The 17,442-nt window shown below is 64.4% G+C and carries 19 protein-coding genes; 7 read left to right on the plus strand and 12 right to left on the minus strand.

Features of this window, described 5'->3' with window-relative positions; genetic code table 11:
- Both lspA and coaBC read left to right on the plus strand, forming a co-directional pair.
- Positions 1-534, plus strand: coding sequence for a signal peptidase II (gene lspA, locus HV765_RS08175; protein WP_054425042.1), 534 nt, complete (start codon positions 1-3; stop codon positions 532-534).
- A 212-nt stretch (positions 535-746) separates the two neighbouring features.
- Positions 747-1,943, plus strand: coding sequence for a bifunctional phosphopantothenoylcysteine decarboxylase/phosphopantothenate--cysteine ligase CoaBC (gene coaBC / locus HV765_RS08180; protein WP_054425040.1), 1,197 nt, complete (start codon positions 747-749; stop codon positions 1,941-1,943).
- Positions 1,944-2,120: 177 nt separating this feature from the next.
- On the opposite strand, the gene HV765_RS08185 is transcribed toward coaBC, so the two are convergent.
- The 5 genes from HV765_RS08185 to HV765_RS08205 all read right to left on the minus strand — a co-directional run bounded on the left by HV765_RS08185 (position 2,121) and on the right by HV765_RS08205 (position 6,425).
- Positions 2,121-3,113, minus strand: coding sequence for a Bug family tripartite tricarboxylate transporter substrate binding protein (locus tag HV765_RS08185; RefSeq protein ID WP_054425038.1), 993 nt, complete (start codon positions 3,111-3,113; stop codon positions 2,121-2,123).
- Between the two features lie 115 nt (positions 3,114-3,228).
- Complete coding sequence (locus tag HV765_RS08190; protein WP_175169353.1) at positions 3,229-3,918, minus strand: AroM family protein; 690 nt, start codon at positions 3,916-3,918, stop codon at positions 3,229-3,231.
- On the minus strand, positions 3,915-4,844 hold the full coding sequence (locus HV765_RS08195) for a DUF1177 domain-containing protein (protein ID WP_054425034.1): 930 nt from the start codon (positions 4,842-4,844) through the stop codon (positions 3,915-3,917). Before HV765_RS08195 ends, HV765_RS08190 begins: the two co-directional genes overlap by 4 nt.
- Positions 4,841-5,545: a dipeptidase PepE gene (gene pepE / locus HV765_RS08200; RefSeq protein WP_175169354.1), complete on the minus strand. Its 705-nt coding sequence runs from the start codon at positions 5,543-5,545 to the stop codon at positions 4,841-4,843. The genes HV765_RS08195 and pepE overlap by 4 nt, the downstream gene beginning before the upstream one ends.
- 112 nt (positions 5,546-5,657) lie before the next feature.
- Positions 5,658-6,425, minus strand: coding sequence for an IclR family transcriptional regulator (locus HV765_RS08205; RefSeq protein WP_175169355.1), 768 nt, complete (start codon positions 6,423-6,425; stop codon positions 5,658-5,660).
- A gap of 232 nt (positions 6,426-6,657) precedes the next feature.
- On the opposite strand from HV765_RS08205, the gene HV765_RS08210 reads away from it, so the two are divergent.
- Positions 6,658-7,908: a M24 family metallopeptidase gene (locus HV765_RS08210; protein WP_175169356.1), complete on the plus strand. Its 1,251-nt coding sequence runs from the start codon at positions 6,658-6,660 to the stop codon at positions 7,906-7,908.
- Positions 7,909-7,939: 31 nt separating this feature from the next.
- Positions 7,940-8,575 carry a CerR family C-terminal domain-containing protein gene (locus HV765_RS08215; protein ID WP_175169357.1) on the plus strand — a complete coding sequence of 212 codons (636 nt, stop codon included), beginning with the start codon at positions 7,940-7,942 and terminating at the stop codon, positions 8,573-8,575.
- Positions 8,576-8,585: 10 nt separating this feature from the next.
- On the opposite strand, the gene HV765_RS08220 is transcribed toward HV765_RS08215, so the two are convergent.
- Positions 8,586-9,626 carry a metal-dependent hydrolase gene (locus HV765_RS08220; protein WP_175169358.1) on the minus strand — a complete coding sequence of 347 codons (1,041 nt, stop codon included), beginning with the start codon at positions 9,624-9,626 and terminating at the stop codon, positions 8,586-8,588.
- A 107-nt stretch (positions 9,627-9,733) separates the two neighbouring features.
- Here HV765_RS08220 and HV765_RS08225 point away from each other — a divergent pair, with 107 nt between their 5' ends.
- The 3 genes from HV765_RS08225 to HV765_RS08235 all read left to right on the plus strand — a co-directional run bounded on the left by HV765_RS08225 (position 9,734) and on the right by HV765_RS08235 (position 11,709).
- The gene (locus HV765_RS08225) at positions 9,734-10,372 is read left to right on the plus strand and encodes a DedA family protein (RefSeq protein ID WP_175169359.1); all 639 of its coding nucleotides are present in this window, start codon (positions 9,734-9,736) and stop codon (positions 10,370-10,372) included.
- Between the two features lie 15 nt (positions 10,373-10,387).
- The gene (locus HV765_RS08230; RefSeq protein ID WP_175169360.1) at positions 10,388-10,921 is read left to right on the plus strand and encodes a hypothetical protein; all 534 of its coding nucleotides are present in this window, start codon (positions 10,388-10,390) and stop codon (positions 10,919-10,921) included.
- A 137-nt stretch (positions 10,922-11,058) separates the two neighbouring features.
- Positions 11,059-11,709, plus strand: coding sequence for a dUTPase (locus HV765_RS08235; RefSeq protein ID WP_175169561.1), 651 nt, complete (start codon positions 11,059-11,061; stop codon positions 11,707-11,709).
- A 71-nt stretch (positions 11,710-11,780) separates the two neighbouring features.
- Here HV765_RS08235 and HV765_RS08240 read toward each other — a convergent pair whose 3' ends face one another.
- From HV765_RS08240 to HV765_RS08265, 6 genes are all read right to left on the minus strand, one after another.
- On the minus strand, positions 11,781-12,893 hold the full coding sequence (locus tag HV765_RS08240; protein WP_175169361.1) for an NADH:flavin oxidoreductase/NADH oxidase: 1,113 nt from the start codon (positions 12,891-12,893) through the stop codon (positions 11,781-11,783).
- Between the two features lie 132 nt (positions 12,894-13,025).
- Positions 13,026-13,796 (minus strand): ectoine/hydroxyectoine ABC transporter ATP-binding protein EhuA, encoded by a 771-nt coding sequence (gene ehuA / locus HV765_RS08245; protein WP_175169362.1) that lies wholly within the window; start codon positions 13,794-13,796, stop codon positions 13,026-13,028.
- Positions 13,793-14,464: an ectoine/hydroxyectoine ABC transporter permease subunit EhuD gene (gene ehuD, locus HV765_RS08250; protein ID WP_175169363.1), complete on the minus strand. Its 672-nt coding sequence runs from the start codon at positions 14,462-14,464 to the stop codon at positions 13,793-13,795. Before ehuD ends, ehuA begins: the two co-directional genes overlap by 4 nt.
- Positions 14,461-15,114, minus strand: a complete 654-nt coding sequence (ehuC, locus tag HV765_RS08255; RefSeq protein ID WP_054425014.1) for an ectoine/hydroxyectoine ABC transporter permease subunit EhuC — start codon at positions 15,112-15,114, stop codon at positions 14,461-14,463. The genes ehuD and ehuC overlap by 4 nt, the downstream gene beginning before the upstream one ends.
- Positions 15,115-15,126: 12 nt before the next feature.
- Positions 15,127-16,041, minus strand: a complete 915-nt coding sequence (gene ehuB, locus HV765_RS08260) for an ectoine/hydroxyectoine ABC transporter substrate-binding protein EhuB (RefSeq protein WP_175169364.1) — start codon at positions 16,039-16,041, stop codon at positions 15,127-15,129.
- Positions 16,042-16,220: 179 nt separating this feature from the next.
- Complete coding sequence (locus HV765_RS08265) at positions 16,221-17,375, minus strand: ABC transporter substrate-binding protein (RefSeq protein WP_175169365.1); 1,155 nt, start codon at positions 17,373-17,375, stop codon at positions 16,221-16,223.
- Between the last annotated feature and the right edge of the window lie 67 nt (positions 17,376-17,442).

Raw genomic sequence — 17,442 nt, forward strand, 5'->3', positions numbered from 1 at the left:
ATGGCCCGCCCCTCCGATTCGGGAGTGACGGGCACGGCGCCCGCCCGCGCAACCCCTGCGCGCGTGGGCGGCTGGCTGGCGCTGGCCTTGCTGATCATCGTGCTGGACCAGGTGACAAAGGTGTATTTCAACACCTCGTTCCAGTACGGCGAACGGGTCAACGTGCTGCCGGTGTTTGACTTCACGCTGATGTACAACCGGGGGGCTGCGTTCAGCTTCCTGGCGTCCGAAGAAGGCTGGCAGCGCTGGCTCTTCACCGGGCTGGGCATCGCGGCCGCCATCGTCATCACGATCATCTTGCGCCGCACGCACGGCCAGCCGCGCTTCAGCCTGGCGCTGACGCTGATCCTGGGCGGCGCCATCGGCAACGTCATCGACCGTGTGGTGTATGGCCACGTGGTGGACTTTCTGCTGTTCTACTGGAACGACTCCTACTTCCCCGCCTTCAACCTGGCGGACGTGGGCATCAGCTGCGGCGCCGTGCTGTTGGTGCTGGACGAACTGCTGCGCGCTCGCAAGAAGCCGCAGGCCTGACCGACGCCAGCCAGGATTCAAAACCTGGATTGAGCCGCACGGCGAGCCGGACGGCGAACCGGGGCGCAATGCCCCGGCCGCCCTGCTTCACACAGGGTTTTGTCCTATTTGATACCCCCTGAATGCATGGCGAACGGCGCAATGCCGCAATGCAGAATAAAATCACCCTCCATTCCTCGTTTTCACGGCGCTGAACCCGCCGCCACGCCCTCATGCTCGATCTCGCCCGCAAACGCATCGTCCTCGGTCTGACCGGGGGCATCGCCTGCTACAAAATCGCCGAGCTGGTGCGGCGCATGACCGAACAAGGCGCCACCGTCGACGTGGTGATGACCGAGGCGGCCACGCACTTCATTACGCCGGTGACCATGCAGGCGCTGTCCGGCCGGCCCGTGTTCGTGGATGCCTGGGACGCACGCGTGCCCAACAACATGGCGCACATCGACCTGACGCGTGGCGCGGACGCCGTGCTGATCGCACCCGCCAGCGCCGACTTCATGGCCAAGCTGGCGCATGGCATGGCCGACGACTTGCTGTCCACGCTGTGCCTGGCGCGCGCCTGTCCGCTTCTGGTGGCGCCTGCCATGAACCGCGAAATGTGGGCCAACCCGGCCACGCAGCGCAATGTTGAACAACTGCGCGCGGACGGCATCAGCGTGTTGGGCCCTTCGGCTGGCGAACAGGCTTGCGGCGAAACGGGCGACGGCCGCATGCTGGAAGCGCATGAACTGCTGACCGACCTGATCGCCTTCTTCCAGCCCAAGCTGCTGGCCGGCCGCCATGTGCTGCTGACCGCTGGCCCCACGTCCGAACCCGTGGACCCGGTGCGCGTGCTCAGCAACCGCTCGTCGGGCAAGACGGGCTATGCCCTGGCCCGCGCCGCGCGCGAAGCCGGCGCCCGCGTCACCTTGATTACCGGCGCCACGTTCCTGCCCGTGCCGCGCGGCGTGACCTCCCTGTCGGTTACCACAGCGCGTCAGATGCATGACGCCGTGATGGCCAGCGCCACCGACGCCGACATCTTCATCGCCGTAGCCGCCGTGGCGGATTGGCGCGTGAAGAACGTCAGCACGCAAAAGCTGAAGAAAACCAGCGAAGGCGGCGGCGCACCGCTGATGGAATTCGAACCGAATCCGGACATCCTGGCCGAAGTGGCCAAGCTGGAAAACGGCCCCTGGTGCGTGGGCTTCGCGGCGGAAACCGAGAAGCTGGCCGAACACGCCGAAGCCAAGCGCCAGCGCAAGGGCATTCCGCTGCTGGTGGGCAATTTGGCGCACAAGGTCATGGATGCCGACACCACCGAACTGGTGCTGTTCGACGAGCAAGGCGCGCACCCGCTGCCGGCGGGCGACAAGCTCGATGCCGCACGCCGTCTGATCGCGGAAATCGCAGCGCGGTATCCCGCTTGATAGCATTTCCCGCTTGATAGCATTTCCCGCTTGATAGCATTTCCCGCTTGCTAGCATTTCCTGCCTGATAGCACTTCCCGCCTGATGCCACTTCCCGCCTGACGCAGCATCCGGGCCAATACCGCCAGCCGATTACCACCGGCAAAAAAAGGGCCCCTTGTCGGGGCCCTTTTGCTTTTACTGCTCCAGGCTGATGTTCGCAGCCTTCACGATGTCCGCCCATTGCTTGCGGTCATTTTCCAGGAACGCGGCGGTCTTCTCCGGCGTCATGTCCGTGACCGGTTCCGAGCCCAGTCCTGCCATTTTCTCAATGACTGACGGCTCCTTCAGCACGTCTTGCAGCGCCGCGTAGTAAGCCGCCTGCACATCCGCCGGCAAGCCTGCGGGCGCGAACACGCCCTGCCATGTCGGCATGTCAAAACCCTTCAGACCCTGCTCGTCCAGCGTCGGCACGTTGGGCAATTGAGGCGCGCGCTTGATCGAGGCCACGGCGATCGCCTTGACCTTGCCTTGCGAGGCCAGCGGCGCGGCGGTAGAGATGTTGTCCATCGTCATCGCAATATGGCCGCCCAGCAGGTCGGTGATGACCGGGGCCGCGCCACGGTAGGCCGCGTGCGGCACCTTCACGCCCATCTTGTACAGCATGGTCTCAGCGATCAGGTGGTTGGAAATGCCCACGCCTGCGGTGCCATATGTGGCGGTTGGCGTGTTCTGGAAATACGTTTTGAGTTCGGCCAGGTTATTGGCCGGCACGTCCTTGTTCACGATGACCACATTGGGCTGCACGGCCGCCAGCGTGATCGGCGTGAAGTCCGAGGGCTTGTAGTTCGTGCCCTTCGGGTTCAGGACATGCGTAATGGCCATGGAACCGGCGGCGGCGATGCCGATGGTGTAGCCGTCAGCGGGCGACTGCGACAGGCGGAAGGCCATGATGTTGCCCCCCGCGCCCGCCAGGTTTTCAACGACGACCGATTGGCCCAGACGCTTGGACAGCGGCTCGGCCAACAGGCGCGCCAGCGTATCGGCCGACCCGCCCGGCGCGAAGCCGACCAGCAGACGAACCGGCTTGGTGGGTTTCCACGCGTCGGCAGCGAGCGCCGAAGAGGCGGCCGTCAGGGCCGTGACGGCAAACAGAGCGCCCACGGCGCGATGCAGGGTAAGGCTGAACATGAAGAACACTCCAAACAATAAATTGACGAAGACGGCTTCGTCTCCCCTTGCCGCTCTACCGGCGTCGTCGCGGCGTGTCACCGCTGCAACGACGCATCGGTTTGCCTAGGCGGCTTTATTCCAGAATTTGCGATAGCGCCTGCGCCACCAGGCGATTGGACAGCAGCACCGGGCGGCCCGAGGCCTGGGCAACGGCGTCGCGCATGCGCTCGGCGTAACCCATGCAATGCATGACGATCACATCGCAGGACGCCAGCGCCTGCCCCGCTTGCGCGAAGTTGCGCGCCGCTTGGTCGGCGTCGGCCTCGTAGGGCGATGCGTGCACAACTTCGGTCGCGCAAGCCAGCGGCACGGCCATGTGAAAGAAATCGACCTGTTCGGCCAGCGGCACCACCAGCCCCACCTTGCGGCAGTGCGCGGACAACCCGGCCACCAGATGGTCAACCACCTGCTGCGGCTCGATAACCAGCGTGCGCATCCGCGCGATGGCCGTACCGGTGCACAGTGGCACCAGCACGTCATAGCCCGCGTCATCCGCTTGGCGCATCACGTCGGCCAGCCGCGCTTCCGCGCGGGCGGCGTCCAGTTCGATCTGCGCGCCGTCACGCATGCGGGTGGCGAAGCGGTACTCGCCATCGCGCGGCGCCATTGCGGCAAGTGCCGCGGCGTCCAGGCCGTCCAGCGCGCCGAACTCGTCAATGCGTACCGAGTCGCCCAACAGCCGCGCCATTTCCGGCACGACATCACTGCGCGGAGATTGGCCAATGGTGAAGAAGGCCACGCGGCGCGATTGCAGCGCGTTCATGCCGCACCGCCATCTTCGCGGCCCACGGTTTGCAGATGCGCCATCGAGCCATAACGGCCTTGCAGCGCACGCCATTCCGCGTCATCGAAAAACGCCATCGTGCGCTGGCCAAACATCTTGGCGATCTCGATGCAGAAGCGCATGGCGACGTCCGCATCCACGGCGTTGGTCACACCCGTGGCGCAGCCCGGCACGGCAGTCTGCGCGGTCAGCGCCACGCCCACCACGGGCGCATCGGTCACGATGGCCGGCTGCATCAGCGAGTTCACGTGCCACAGCCCGTTTTCATATGGCGTGATGTCTTGCGTCGTCAGCGGCAAGGTCACCGGCAGTTCGCCGCTGACCCAGCCCATCACATCCAGCATCGTTTCGGGAATGCGCAGCAGATAGCCCTGCTTGGCCACCGGCGTCAGCGCCACGCCGCGCTTGTTCACCAGACGGTTGCCGCGCGTGGTGTCCACCGACAGAATCGCGTCCATGCGCGGGTCGACTTCGTGCGACATCATTTCGCGCATGGGAAACGGCGAACGCATCATCGGCACGGGGTGGTGCGGACGCGTGCCGGCGCGCGGGCAGATGTGCGTGCGGATACGCACGGTGCCAGGCAACACGTCGCCCTGACGCGCCATGGCCATCAGCTTGAGCGCCGCGGCAATCGCCACCACCGCCCCGTCGCTATCGGACACCAGGCCCGTCACGGCGGGACGCGCGCCGATGCCGCCCAGGCGACCAACAATGCCCAGCTGCGGCGCCGATGCGTCCAGGCCGGGAATGACGATGGATAGAAAATCCGTGGCGGCGCCATCGCGTTCCAGGCGGGTCACTTCCACCTCGCACTCGCCGGCCTCGCGCAGCACCTGCGCAACCGCGTCACCCGTGATGTGGGCGGACGACAAGAGCTCGATGGTGTCGATCACATGCTTCATGCTGGGATCTCCAGCGGGCCGGGTCGGAACACGCGCGGTTCGGTGTGGCCCAGGAACAGCGGCGCATCATGCGGGCCGACCAGCGCAACCTTGCCGCCGCGCACGCGCAGCGCCGATCCTTCCGGCAGGCCCAGAACCGGCATCGCGGGATTCAGCGTGCAGAACTCAGCCAGACGCTGGGCGCGCGTTTCGCCGCGATGGCCGGGCGGGTGCGCGTTGGTGTAGTGCGGGTTGATCTGGAACGGGATCAGGCCCAGACCGTCGAAGCCGCCCGGGTCGGTAATGGGCATGTCGTTGGTGGTGCAGATGGTGGGGCACGTCAGGTTTGAGCCAGCGCTCCAGCCCAGATAAGCGGCCCCCGCACGCACGCGGCGCGTCACCACGTCCAGCAAGCCTTGACGGCGCAACTGGCCCAACAGATTGAACGTGTTGCCGCCACCCACGATGATGACAGCGGCGTTTTCCAGCGCGGCCACCGGGTCTTCGGCACGGTGCAGGCCCTGAATGGCAAGCCCTGTGTCCGCCAAGGCCGATACCACCAGCGCGGTGTAGTCGTCCCAATCCCGCGTGACGCCGGCGAACGGCACGAACACGGCCGGCGCGCCTTGCGGCAAGGATGCGATCAGTTCGCGGATGTCCGGCATGGCGTGGACCAGATAACCGGCGTCGCTGCTGGAATTGCTAAGTAGCAAGAGGTTCATGGGAGAGGTTCCGTCAGGGGATGTTCGGGGGAGCGCCCGCGTGGGCGCGTCAACAAGAGAAAGGATTCAAGCCACCCAGAGGGTTTAGGCCAATGGGTTCAAGCCAAAGGGTTCACGCCAGCCAATAAGGGTCGTGCAGTTCGCGGCCCAACGCCGCCACCTGTTGCAGCACCGAATCGCGCAAGCGCGCCACGCGCGCCGCATCGGCCTGGAACGACACAAACGACAGACACAGGCCGCGCAATTCGCCGGTGGCCGGGTCACGCACCGCAGCCGCCACGGCGCCAATGCCGGGCATGGCCTGGTCAATCGCCACGCCGCAATGGTCTGCGCGCGTCTGCTCGACCAGGCGGGCCAGGTCGCCGACGGTGGCCGGGCAATCACGGCCTTCCATCGGCAGGGGCTGGGCCGGGTCGGCACCGTACAGCGCTTGAAATTCAGCATCGTTCAAGCGCGACAACAGCGCCCGGCCCATCGCCGTGCCGGACGCATTGCGGCGCGAGCCAGGCGGTGACAACACCTGCACCGGATGCGAGCCATTCAGGCGTTGCAGCACCACGGTTTCACGTTGGTTCAAGGTGGACAAATACGCGGTCAAGCCGCTGTCGTCGGATAGGCGAGTCAACACCGCGCGGCAGGCTTCATCCAGCGGCGTTGCGACCATGCCGGCACGCACGGCCTGCGCCAGCAAGGCCCCGGCGCGGTAGCGGCGCGTGGCGGCGTCCTGGTCCAGCATGCCGTAATGCTGCATCTGGTTCAGCAAGCGAGAGGCCGTGCTCTTGGGCATGGCCAGCCGCGCGGCGACGTCGGTAAAGCTCAGCTCCGTCGCGCCTTCCGCGTACAGCGACAGCACGCGTTGGACTCCATCTAGAATGCTCATGAATGTTCCATAAAACGGAACTTAAGTTCCTTAATATCGAACAAGAATAAAACATGCGGCAGGAAGTGGTCAATATGAGGATTGTTGGGACATGGAAATGGATGTGTGCCCAAGGGGGCTGCCTCGCTCTCATCCCCTTTATTTATTCATTAATTAATTCATTTGATTGATTCATTCATATGAATGATTTATAGTCGCCGTTCACTGACACCCCCTATGGAGCAACATACCCATGTCCCCCGCCCCCCTTTCCCTGACCGAGCGCGACAGACGTTGGCAGCTGGCCCGCGACCTGATGGCGGCCGAACACCTGGACGCCCTGATCGTGTACGGCGATCGCGAAGCCGCCGCCCCGGCAGGTTTTGCCCATGACTGTTACTTCACCAACGACCGCCCGGGATCGATCGTGGTGTTCATCGGCAACGACGCGCCGCGTGTCTATACCTTTGCCTCGCTGATGGTGGCCGACCACCTGCAAGCTGCACTGCGAGGAGACCTGCAATGGATCGCTCCGGAACAGCTGTTTGTCGGCAAGACGGGCCGCGACGTCGGCGCCTGGCTCGCCAGCCGGCAATTGAACGGCGCCCGCATCGGCGTGATCGGCCTGGAGCCTTACCCTCCCTTCTATTTCGACGGCGCCATGCCCGCGCGCACGCTGCAAGGGCTGGAAGCTGCGTTGCCGGATGCGGTATTCGTGCCCGTGTTCCGCCCGTTCTTTCAGCGCGCAGCGGTGAAGAGCCAAGAAGAACAGGCCCTGATCCGGCACGCCGCCAGCATTGGCGAAGCCATGAGCGAAACCCTGCGCGCTACGGCCAAGCCGGGCGTATCCGAGGCGGACCTGGTCGCCGCCGTTACCGCCACGTGCTTTTCCATGGGCGGCTATACCGCTGAGATCCTGCTGGGTTCCGGGCCGGAATACGTGGGATGGGGGCCGGCCGCCTGGCAGTACCGCGCGCAAGCTCCCCGGATCTTGCAACAGGGAGACGTGGTGTTGTCAGAGATCTTTGCGCTGTACGGCATGATGGAAACTCAGCATCAGGCGGCGGTGGCGATCGGCACGGTGCATCCCGACATCCTGCGCGCGGCCTTTGTTGCCCGCGCCAGCTACGAGGCCGGGGTCACGGCGTTAAAGGCGGGCAATACATTTGGCGATGTGGTCGACGCCATGGAAGCGCCGCTGCTTGAGGCCGGCGGCTGGCATGTGCATCCGTTGATTCACAGCATCAATCCCTATGGTCCGGTAGGCTTTGGCACCGCCCCTGGCATAGAATCGCTGCCCGAAGCCGCTCGCTATGCAGACCTGCGGCGCCTGCCCACCGTGGGGCGCGACGTGCCGCTGCAAGAAGGCATGTGCTTTGCCTTCGAACCGAATTGCGCCTTTGGTCGCCACCTGGCTAATATCGGCGGCACCGTTCTCGTCGGCCGCACGGCCGGGGTGGAACTGAACCAGAACTCAACGTGGCTGATGCACGCAGACGACTAGTCCCACGCGGGCAGCCAAATCCAAGACATCGATGCACGATCAAGACACTCTCAACGCACGCTCCCGCGAAACGCGCGACCGGCTGATCCGGGCGGGCCTGGCGCTGTTCAGCCGCCATGGGCTGGACGGCGTGCGGACCCGGCAACTGGTCGACGAGGCAGGCGTGAACCAGTCCGCGATTCCCTATCATTTCGGGGGCAAGGACGGGGTGTATGCGGCAGTGCTTGAGCAGGTGGCCGCCCACATCACCGAGCGCCTGGGCCTGCCGCGCCCGGCAGCGACGTCGCCTGATTCCGCCCGTGCGGCGCTTCAGTTGCTGATGCAGGATTTTGTATCGGCACTGTTGGATTCAGAAGCGTCGGCCGCCAGCAGTCTGCTGCTGGCGCGCGAGCAGCTGCAACCCACTGAGCAATTCGACGCGTTGTATGGGCAACTGTTCCAGCCGCTGCACGAGACCATTGCAAACCTGGTAGCGGACATCCGTGGGCAAACGCATGGGGATCGCGACGCCATTCTGCGCGCCCACGCCATCCTGGGCCAGGCGCTTGCCTTCGCAGTAGCGCGCGAGGCGCTGCTGCGCCGGCTGGGTGTCCAAAGCTTGTCACCCAAGGACATCCAGAACATCGTGCAGATGGTCGGGAACATGGCGATTAGCGCCTGTTCCTGACCGCCCCCCTCTACTTCGTCGACAATTCCGACCACTCCGCCAGCGGCAGCGGCGGCTGCGCGTGCAGAATGCGCGCCAGCACCAGCTTCAGTTCGTTCCAGCCGCCGCGTTCGCTAGGCCAGCTCGATGGCGTAACGGGCGTCCAGCTGCCATCCGGCGCGCGCTCGGCCATCTTGAAGCGGAACGTGTAATGCCCCGCCATGCCCATGCGCAGATCCGTCACAACGAGCGCATCGCCAATGGCGTCATACCGCAGCCAGTTGTCCGTGAACCAGCGCAGGCGCGCGTGCAGCGGCACGTTCTCCAGTGCTTGGCCCAGATCCAGATTCAGCGGCTGGCGCAGCCATTCCGGCTGCCCGCGGTCGAACAGGCTGCTGACGGATTCGTAGTAATTACCATCCGCGGTCTTGGCGATGACGCGCCACACCAGCGTGTTGAACGGCATCGACACCGCGCGCAGCTCGGTCACGGCGATGCCCTGCTGCTGCATGGCGTCGCGCACGCGGTCTTCGGTGACGATACGGCTGGCCAGCCCGAAGCCCAGATAGGCGGTGCTGAAGATCAACGCCCCCGCCAGGAACCGGCGCGCGCGGCTCGTCATGCCCACGGCAATCGCATAGACCACGCCCAGCAATAAGGGCACGGTATAGATTGGATCGATGATGAAAATGGCCGACCAGCTTTCGGGAATGGCCGCCAGCGGCCAGAACAGCTGCGTGCCATAGACGGTGAACGCGTCCAGCACCGGGTGGGTCACCAGCACCAGCCATAAGGTCAAGAACAACCTTCGCCCGCCGTAGGGCGCTTGCGGCCAATATTTGCGTATCAGCCAGGTCAGCAGCAAGGCCAGCCCGGTCAGCACGAAGATGGAATGCGAAAAGCCCCGGTGATAGGTCATCAGCGACACGGGGTCGGGATAGCGCATCAGCACGTCCAGGTCAGGCACCGTCGCCAGGGCCGCCCCGTAGATCAGCGCCCGGCGCCCCTGAAAGCGCCCCAGCATTGCCCCTTGTATCCCCGCACCCAGCACCGCTTGTGTTACCGAATCCATAGTTCCCCAGTCGTACGCATCAATCAGAAAGCCTAGATAACACTTGGCCATTAAAGCAGGCGTTAAGATACCCGATTGCATTCAGCTAATTTTCAGACTCCGCCTTCATGGACCAATATATCGACAAGATCGGCCTCTTCATCGAGGCCAACCAGATCTGGGCCGGCCCAATCACCTTCCTGCTGACCCTGGGCGAATCCATGGTGCTGCTGGGCCTGTTCATTCCCGCCACCGCCTTGATGCTGCTGACGGGCGGCCTGATTGGCGCCGGCACGCTCGACCCCTGGGGCGTCATCATATGGGGCATTGCAGGCGCCATCGTCGGCGACGCGCTGTCTTACTGGCTGGGCCGTTGGGCCGGCCCCGGCGTCTTGCGCCGCTGGCCGCTCAAGCAACAGCGCACCGGCGTGGCGCGCGCCCGGCTGTTCTTCTACCGCTATGGGTTCGCCTCGGTACTGATTGGCCGCTTTCTGGGGCCAATCCGGTCCACTATTCCCACGGTTGCGGGCGTCATGGGCATGGCGCAAAGCCGCTTCCAACTGGCCAATGTGCTGTCGGCCCTGCTGTGGATGCCGCTGATGCTGGCCCCGGGCTATATCACCGCGCGCAGTCTGGGCACCGCCGAAAACGCGCAGCAGATCGCCATGATGATCGGCGCAGGCTTCTCAGTGCTGCTAGGATGCGGACTTCTGCTCGCCATGATGCGCAAGCGCCGTCAGCCGGCGCGCGTCCGGCGCGGCAATTGAACCAGAGAGAGAGTCATGGCGATTGATTTGGAGCCGAAGAACGGCGATTTCGCACGCTACATCGAGAACCTGACGCGCGCGGGGGGCGTCACGCCCGGCCGGGTTCCCGACAAGCGCGAGGCGTCGCGGCAGGCTTCGTCCAAGGTGGCCGTACCCGTCCCGCCCCCCGTCACGTCTGATTCCCTGTCCACCGCCCCCTGGGGCAATACGGCGTCGCGCACGCCGTCCCCCCCGTCCCACGCCCAGGCGCCCGGTTCGACCGCGCAGTCCGACACCGGCGAGGCGTCGATGGCGCAGCGCGCACGCCTGCGCAAGATCGGCATTGTGCTGACGGTGGGCGGCATTCTGGCTGGGTGGTCAGCGGTGAACATCGCGATTCGCGCCTTTCGCAGCCCCCAGTTTGAGCTCGGCGAACTGATGCCGGCCGTGTTCCTGGGCTTCTTCGCGTTCATGCTGCTCAAGGCGGCGGGCAATGCGCGCAAACCGCGCAATGGGATGGGCAAACTGCCGCCGCTGAAGACCTCGTCGTATCGCAAGGACGGCAAGTAAGCGGCCCAGGCTGGCGGACATTCATGCTCACCCATGGTGGGCTACCCAATGGTGCTGACCATTGGTGCTAACATTTCCGCCGCAATTGAGCAGACCCCCTAAAGACCCCCGGAGTGAAAGTGAATAACGTTGTCGGATTGAACCAGGCCCAGGCGGCCACGATGCTGAAGTTGCAGGACCACTTGAACAGCATGATCAATCCTGACTGGGTCAATGGCGGTTCCCGTTTCCTGCGCGCCGCCTTCGTCGAGTCCGCCGAGGCGCTTGAGCACTACGGCTGGAAGTGGTGGAAGAAGCAGACCATTGACCTGCCCCAAGTGCAGATGGAACTGGTCGACATCCTGCACTTCTACCTGTCGCACACGATTGTTCAGGCCCAAGGCCAGCAAGACGGCGCCGCGAACGCGCTAATGGCCGATCTGGCCACGGAAGCAACGGTCACGCTGGACGGCAAGGCCTATGCGCTTGGCGCCCTGACCGTGCCTGAACTGCTGGAGCTGATTGGCGGCCTGGCCGTTTGCGGCCGCGCCAGCTACAAGGTGCTGGAGCAGACCATGACGGCGTGCGAGATGACCTGGAACGACGCCTACACGCAGTACGTGTCGAAGAACGTGCTGAACATCTTCCGCCAGCAGCATGGCTACAAGGAAGGCACGTATATCAAGATCTGGAACGGCGAAGAAGACAACGTGGTGTTGGCCCGCCTGCTGTCGCAGCTGGACCCCGCCAGCGCCGACTTTGCCGACGCGATGCAACGCGAGCTGGAACTGGCGTATTCGCGCCTGTAATCGCTGCGCGTTCCCGCAAGCAAAAACGCCGCTATCGAAGCGGCGTTTTTGTTTGACGTGAACGTCTGCGATCAGCGCTGCCCGAAGCGCGTTTCGCCAAACAGGTCTTTTTGATCGCGCGGTTGTGAACGCCAGTACTGGTGTGGCGCGGTGACCTGGCCGCCCAACTGCGCCGCGGCATGCCACGGCCAGCGCGGGTCATACAACATGCCTCGCGCCAGCGCGACCATGTCCGCTTTGCCTTGCGCCACGATGTCTTCGGCCTGCTGCGCCTCGGTGATCAGACCCACGGTGATGGTGGGCATGCCGACTTGGCGCTTGATCTCGTCGGCGAACGGCACCTGGTAGTTCGGCCCCACGGGAATCTTCTGCTGCGACGACACGCCGCCGCTGGATACGTCGATGAACTCACAGCCGCGCGCTTTCAGCTCCTGCGCAAACGCGATGGTCTGTTCAAGGTCCCAGCCGCCGTCGACCCAATCAGAGGCGGACACGCGCACGCCCAGCGCCACGTGGTCCGGCGTGATCTCGCGCACGGCCTGGAACACTTCCAGCGGAAAGCGCATACGGTTTTCAAGCGAGCCGCCATAGGCGTCCTGACGCTGGTTCGACAAGGGCGACAGGAATTGATGCAGCAGATAGCCGTGCGCCGCATGCAGTTCAATCGCGTCAAAGCCCAAACGAATCGCACGCCGGGCGCTATCGACGAAGGCGTTTCGCACGCGCACCAGGCCGGCGTCGTCCAACGCATGGGGCGGCGGTTCCGATGCATTGTGCGCAATGGCCGAAGGCGCCCAGCCTTGCCAGCCGCCCGCGCTGGGTGGCACCAGCTGGCCGCCATTCCACGGCGCATCGCTTGAGGCTTTGCGGCCGGCGTGGCCCAATTGGATGCCCAGCTTGATCGGCGAATAGCGGCGTATGGCGGCCACCACGCGGCCCAGTGCAGCCTCGGTTTCGTCAGACCACAGGCCCAGATCCCCGGGAGAAATACGGCCATCGGCTTCCACCGCCGTGGCTTCCGTGAACAGCAGCGCGGCGCCCGACAGGGCAAGATGGCCCAGATGGATCATGTGCCAATCGGTAGCGCGGCCGTCTTCCGCCGAGTATTCGCACATGGGCGCGATGACGATGCGGTTGGCCAGTGGGACGTTACCGACTGACGTGGGACTGAACAGGTGACTCATGGGCGGCTCCAGCAGATTGAACGCGACAGCATAGCAACCGCCCATGACCGGAAAGCCAATCCCAACGCCCCCGGCAGGGTTAAACCGCAGCCCTTCTGCCCTTGCCTGCCGGGCGCGCCACGCATCGCCCGCCTACTGCCCTTCGATCACCGAATCCAGAAACTGGCGCGTGCGCGCCTCCTTGGGCTGGCTGAACAGCACGGACGATTCTGCGTCTTCAACGATATTGCCCTGGTCAAAGAACAGCGTGCGGTCCGAGCTGCGTTCGGCGAACTTCATCTGGTGCGTCACGATGATCATCGTCATGCTGCGCCGGGACGATAAGTCGCGCAGAATTTGCAGAATGCCGCCGACAAGCTCCGGGTCCAGCGCCGACGTCACTTCATCGAACAGCATGATCTCCGGGCACATCGCCAGCGCGCGCGCAATGCCCACGCGCTGCTTCTGCCCGCCCGACAGCTGTGCCGGATAGACGTCCAGCTTGTCGCCCAGCCCCACCATGTCCAGGTACTCCACGGCGCGCTCGCGCGCCTGGTCTTTCGTCATGCCCAGCACATGCACCGGCGCTTCCATGGTGTTGCCCAGCGCAGTCATGTGCGGGAACAGATTGAAGTGCTGGAACACCATGCCGATCTTGCCCCGCACGCGGCGCAGGTGTTCGGAATTGACGCCAACCGGCCGGCCCTGCTCGTCCGTCCACATCGACTGGCCGTCAATTTCGATATCGCCGCTGGTGGGCTGGTCCAGCGTCATCAGCACGCGCAGCAAGGTGGATTTTCCGGAGCCCGACGGCCCGATCACGGCCACCGTCTGGCCCGCCGGAATCTCCAGATTGATGCCGCGCAGCACCTCCAGCTCTCCGTAACGCTTGTGCAGATTCTTGATGTTCAAGCTGGCGCTCATCGCTTTCCTCCATATCGTTGCAGTCGGGCCTCCAGGCCGCGCACACCCCATGCCGCCACCAGGCTCATCGCCAGGAACAGCACGCCCACGAGCGTCAGGGGCTCGGTGTACCGGAACGTTGCCGACCCGATCATCTTGCTTTGCTGCAGCAGTTCAACCACGGTGATGGCCGACAGCAGCGGCGTGTCCTTGAACATGGCGACCAGGTAATTGCCCAGCGCCGGCACCACGGGCGGAATCGCCTGCGGCAGCACCACGCCGACGGCGGTGCGCCAGCGCGACATGTTCAATGCAGTGGCTGCTTCCCATTGCCCGCGCGGCACTGCTTCAATGCCCGCCCGATAGACCTCGGCGCAATACGTGGCGTAGTGCAGGCCCAGCGCGATGACCCCGGTCACCAGCGGCGACATCTGCGCGCCAGTCAGCGGCAGCACATAAAACAGGAAATACATCTGCACCAGCAGCGGCGTGCTGCGGATGAACTCGATCACGAACGCCGTGGGCAACGAGACAATGCGCGGCCGCGACCGGCGCAGCATCGCCAGGACCAAGCCCAAGGTCACCGCGACCAGCATGCCCAGCACGGTCGCTTCAATGGTGATGACCAGCGCCGAGCCCAGCGTGGGCAGAATTTCCAGTGCGAAAGACCAATCGAATATCGGTGTCATCGGACGCGAACCCTCCGCTCAAGCATGCGCACGCCCGCCGTGATCAGCAGCGCCACCGCGAAGTACAGCAGCAGCATCAGCGTAAAGATCTCGGTAGTGCGCAGGGTTTCGCTGCGCAGCAGCTGGCCGCGGAACGTCAGGTCGGTGATGGTGATCAGCGACACCAGCGCGGTGTTCTTCATCAGTTCAATCAGCAGGTTGCCGGCAGGCGGCAACATGGCGGGTATGGCCTGCGGCACCACGATGCGGCGCATGATTTGCGCGCGGGTCAGGTTCAGCGCCACGCCCGCTTCGCGCTGCCCCGGCGGCACGGCGCGAATAGCGCCGCGCACCACCTCTGCGCCATAAGCGCCCGCGTTCAGCGCCAGCACCACAATGCCCACCAGCATCGCAGGCAGTTGCACGCCAAACAGCGGCAGCACGAAATAGAACCAGAACAGCTGCACCAGCGCTGACGTGCCGCGAAAGACCTCGACGTAAATCGATGCCAGCCAGCGCACCGGCCGCACCGGCGACAGCCGCCCGATGCCTGATAGCAGCGCCAACGGCACCGCCAGCACGACGGCCCCCGCCATGATTTCAAGCGTGACGACCAGCCCCTCTAGCAGGGGCGGCACCAGCTCCGCGATATGTTCGGATACGAGCTGCATCGGCGCCCCCCTTTACTGTCGGGCGCAGAGCTTGGCGGCGGTGACACCGTTAGGCAGCTCCTGATCGGTGAAGCCAAACGGCGCCACCAGCTTCTTGTGCTCGTCGGTGCCGATGAACTTGGCCAGTTCCGCGTTAAACGCATCCGCAAACGCTTTGTCGTCGGTGCGGAACGCATAGGCGCCATAGCCACGCACGCCCTTGCCGTCGATCACCGGGTCGGTGAAGGGGTCGGCCTTTTCCAAGCCGCTGCCGTCTTGCGTCTTGCCCATCAGGTCATTGATGGTGAGGGCGGTAGCGGCATAGGCGTCGGCGCGGCCGGCCTGCACGCCGGACAAGGCGCTGACCGCATCGGGAAACACCACCACCTGGCCTGAGGGAATCTTCACTTTCTGGGCGTAATCGCCTTCGATGGCGCCCACCACCACGCCCAGTTTGGCGTCGGGGTTCTTCACCACGTCTTCATAGCTGTGCAGGTTTTTCGGGTTGCCCTGCTTCACCAGAAAGGCTTCACCCACGCCGTAGGTCGGGTCCGAGAACGCCACCTGCTGGCAGCGCTCGGGCGTGACGTACATGCCGGCTGCGATGATGTCGAAGCGCTTGGCGGCCAAGCCCGGAATCAGCGAGCCGAACTCGGTCAGCACGCCTTCCACTTCGTTGATGCCCATGCGCTTGAGCACGATGCGGGCGATCTCGACGGATTCCCCCGTGACCTTGGCTTCCTTGCTGTCCATGTAGGCAAACGGCGCCTCGTTGGCGTAGCCGATGCGGATCTTGCCAGCCGCCTTGGCGGCTTCCAGGGTATTGGCGGCGCCTGCCGCTGCACCGCCAGCCGCAGGCGCGCCCTTATCGGCGCCCGAGTCGGAACATGCGGCCAATACGCCCAGGCTCAGGGCCAACAGCAAGCGTCTGGATCGTAGCAAGGTCATGAATCATTTCTCCCGTATTTATTTCTAGGTACATGGCTTCGCTAAAAATAATACGCTAAGAAATGATTTCTATACGAATCATTAAGGCGTGAAAAAGCAGGCCTAAGCCTGCTTTTAGGGACTGATCCCCTATGGGGCGTCAGCAAATGTTACGAACCGTAGAAATCCATGCAAGCGCCCTATTGCGCGTACGAGAACCGGCCGTTCTTGACGATGCCCATCACGCGGGCGCGCTCGTCGAACCCCTGATGGTTGGCCTTCGAGATATTCAGCACGCCATTGGGCACGACCAGATCGCGGGTGTTTTCCAGGGCGTCGCGCAGGGCGCTGCGGAACTCCGGCGTGCCGGGCTTGGCGCCCGTTTTCAGCGCGCGCGCCACGGCGGAATCCAGCAGCATCCAGGCCCCGTACGCGTCGCCCGCAAACTGCGTCAGCGTGTTGGCGCCGTACTGGCCTTCATACTTGTCGGCAAACGCCACGGCCACCTTCTTGACCGGGTTGCTGTCGGGCAGCTCGCGCGCCACCACACCCGGGCCAGTCGGGAACAAGGTGCCTTCCACGTCCTTGCCGCCCACTTGCAGGAATTCCAGCGTGCCGATGCCATGCGTCTGATAAATGGCGCCGGTGTAGCCGCGTTCCAGCAGCGTCTTCTGCGGCAAGGCCGACGGCGTGCCCGCCCCCGCAATCAGCACGGCGTCCGGCTTGGCGGCGATGACTTTCAGCGCCTGGCCCACCACCGATGCGTCCGTGCGCTGAAAGCGTTCCTGCGCCACGATCTTCAAGTCGTTGCCGGCGGCGGCGGTGAACTCCTTCCACCAGCTGTCGCCGTAGGAATCCGCGAATCCGATGAAGGCCACGTTCTTCAGGCCCTTCTTCTTCATGTCCTCGACCAGCACCGTCGCCATCAGCGAATCGTTCTGCGGCATCTTGAACGCCCAGGCGCGCTTGGGGTCGGACAAGGGTTCAACGATGACGCTGGAGGCGGCCAGCGCAATCATCGGCGTCTTGGTCTCGGCCAGCACGTCCAGCGCGGCCAGGGCGGCGGCCGTGGTGTTGGGGCCGACGATGGCGTCCACCTTGTCTTCGGACGTGAGCTTGCGCATGTTCTTCACCGCGCGGCTGACGTCGGTGCCGTCGTCCAGCACCACGTAGCGCGCCGGTTCGCCGCCCAGGGTGTTGGGCCACAGGCGAATCGCGTTATTGGTCTGGATGCCGATGGCGGCGGCGGGGCCCGTCGTCGACACATCCACGCCGATCACGATTTCGGCATGGGCGGACAAGGCGGGGATGACCAGCGCGGCGGCGCAGGCGATGCGAAGAAAATTGCGAGACATGACAGCAGCTCTTGGGAAGGAGTGTAGAGATGCCGTTATTTTGCCTGATGCGGATGGCGCCCAGGCC

The sequence above is a fragment of the Achromobacter kerstersii genome, from assembly GCF_902859595.1.
GTDB lineage: Bacteria > Pseudomonadota > Gammaproteobacteria > Burkholderiales > Burkholderiaceae_B > Achromobacter > Achromobacter kerstersii.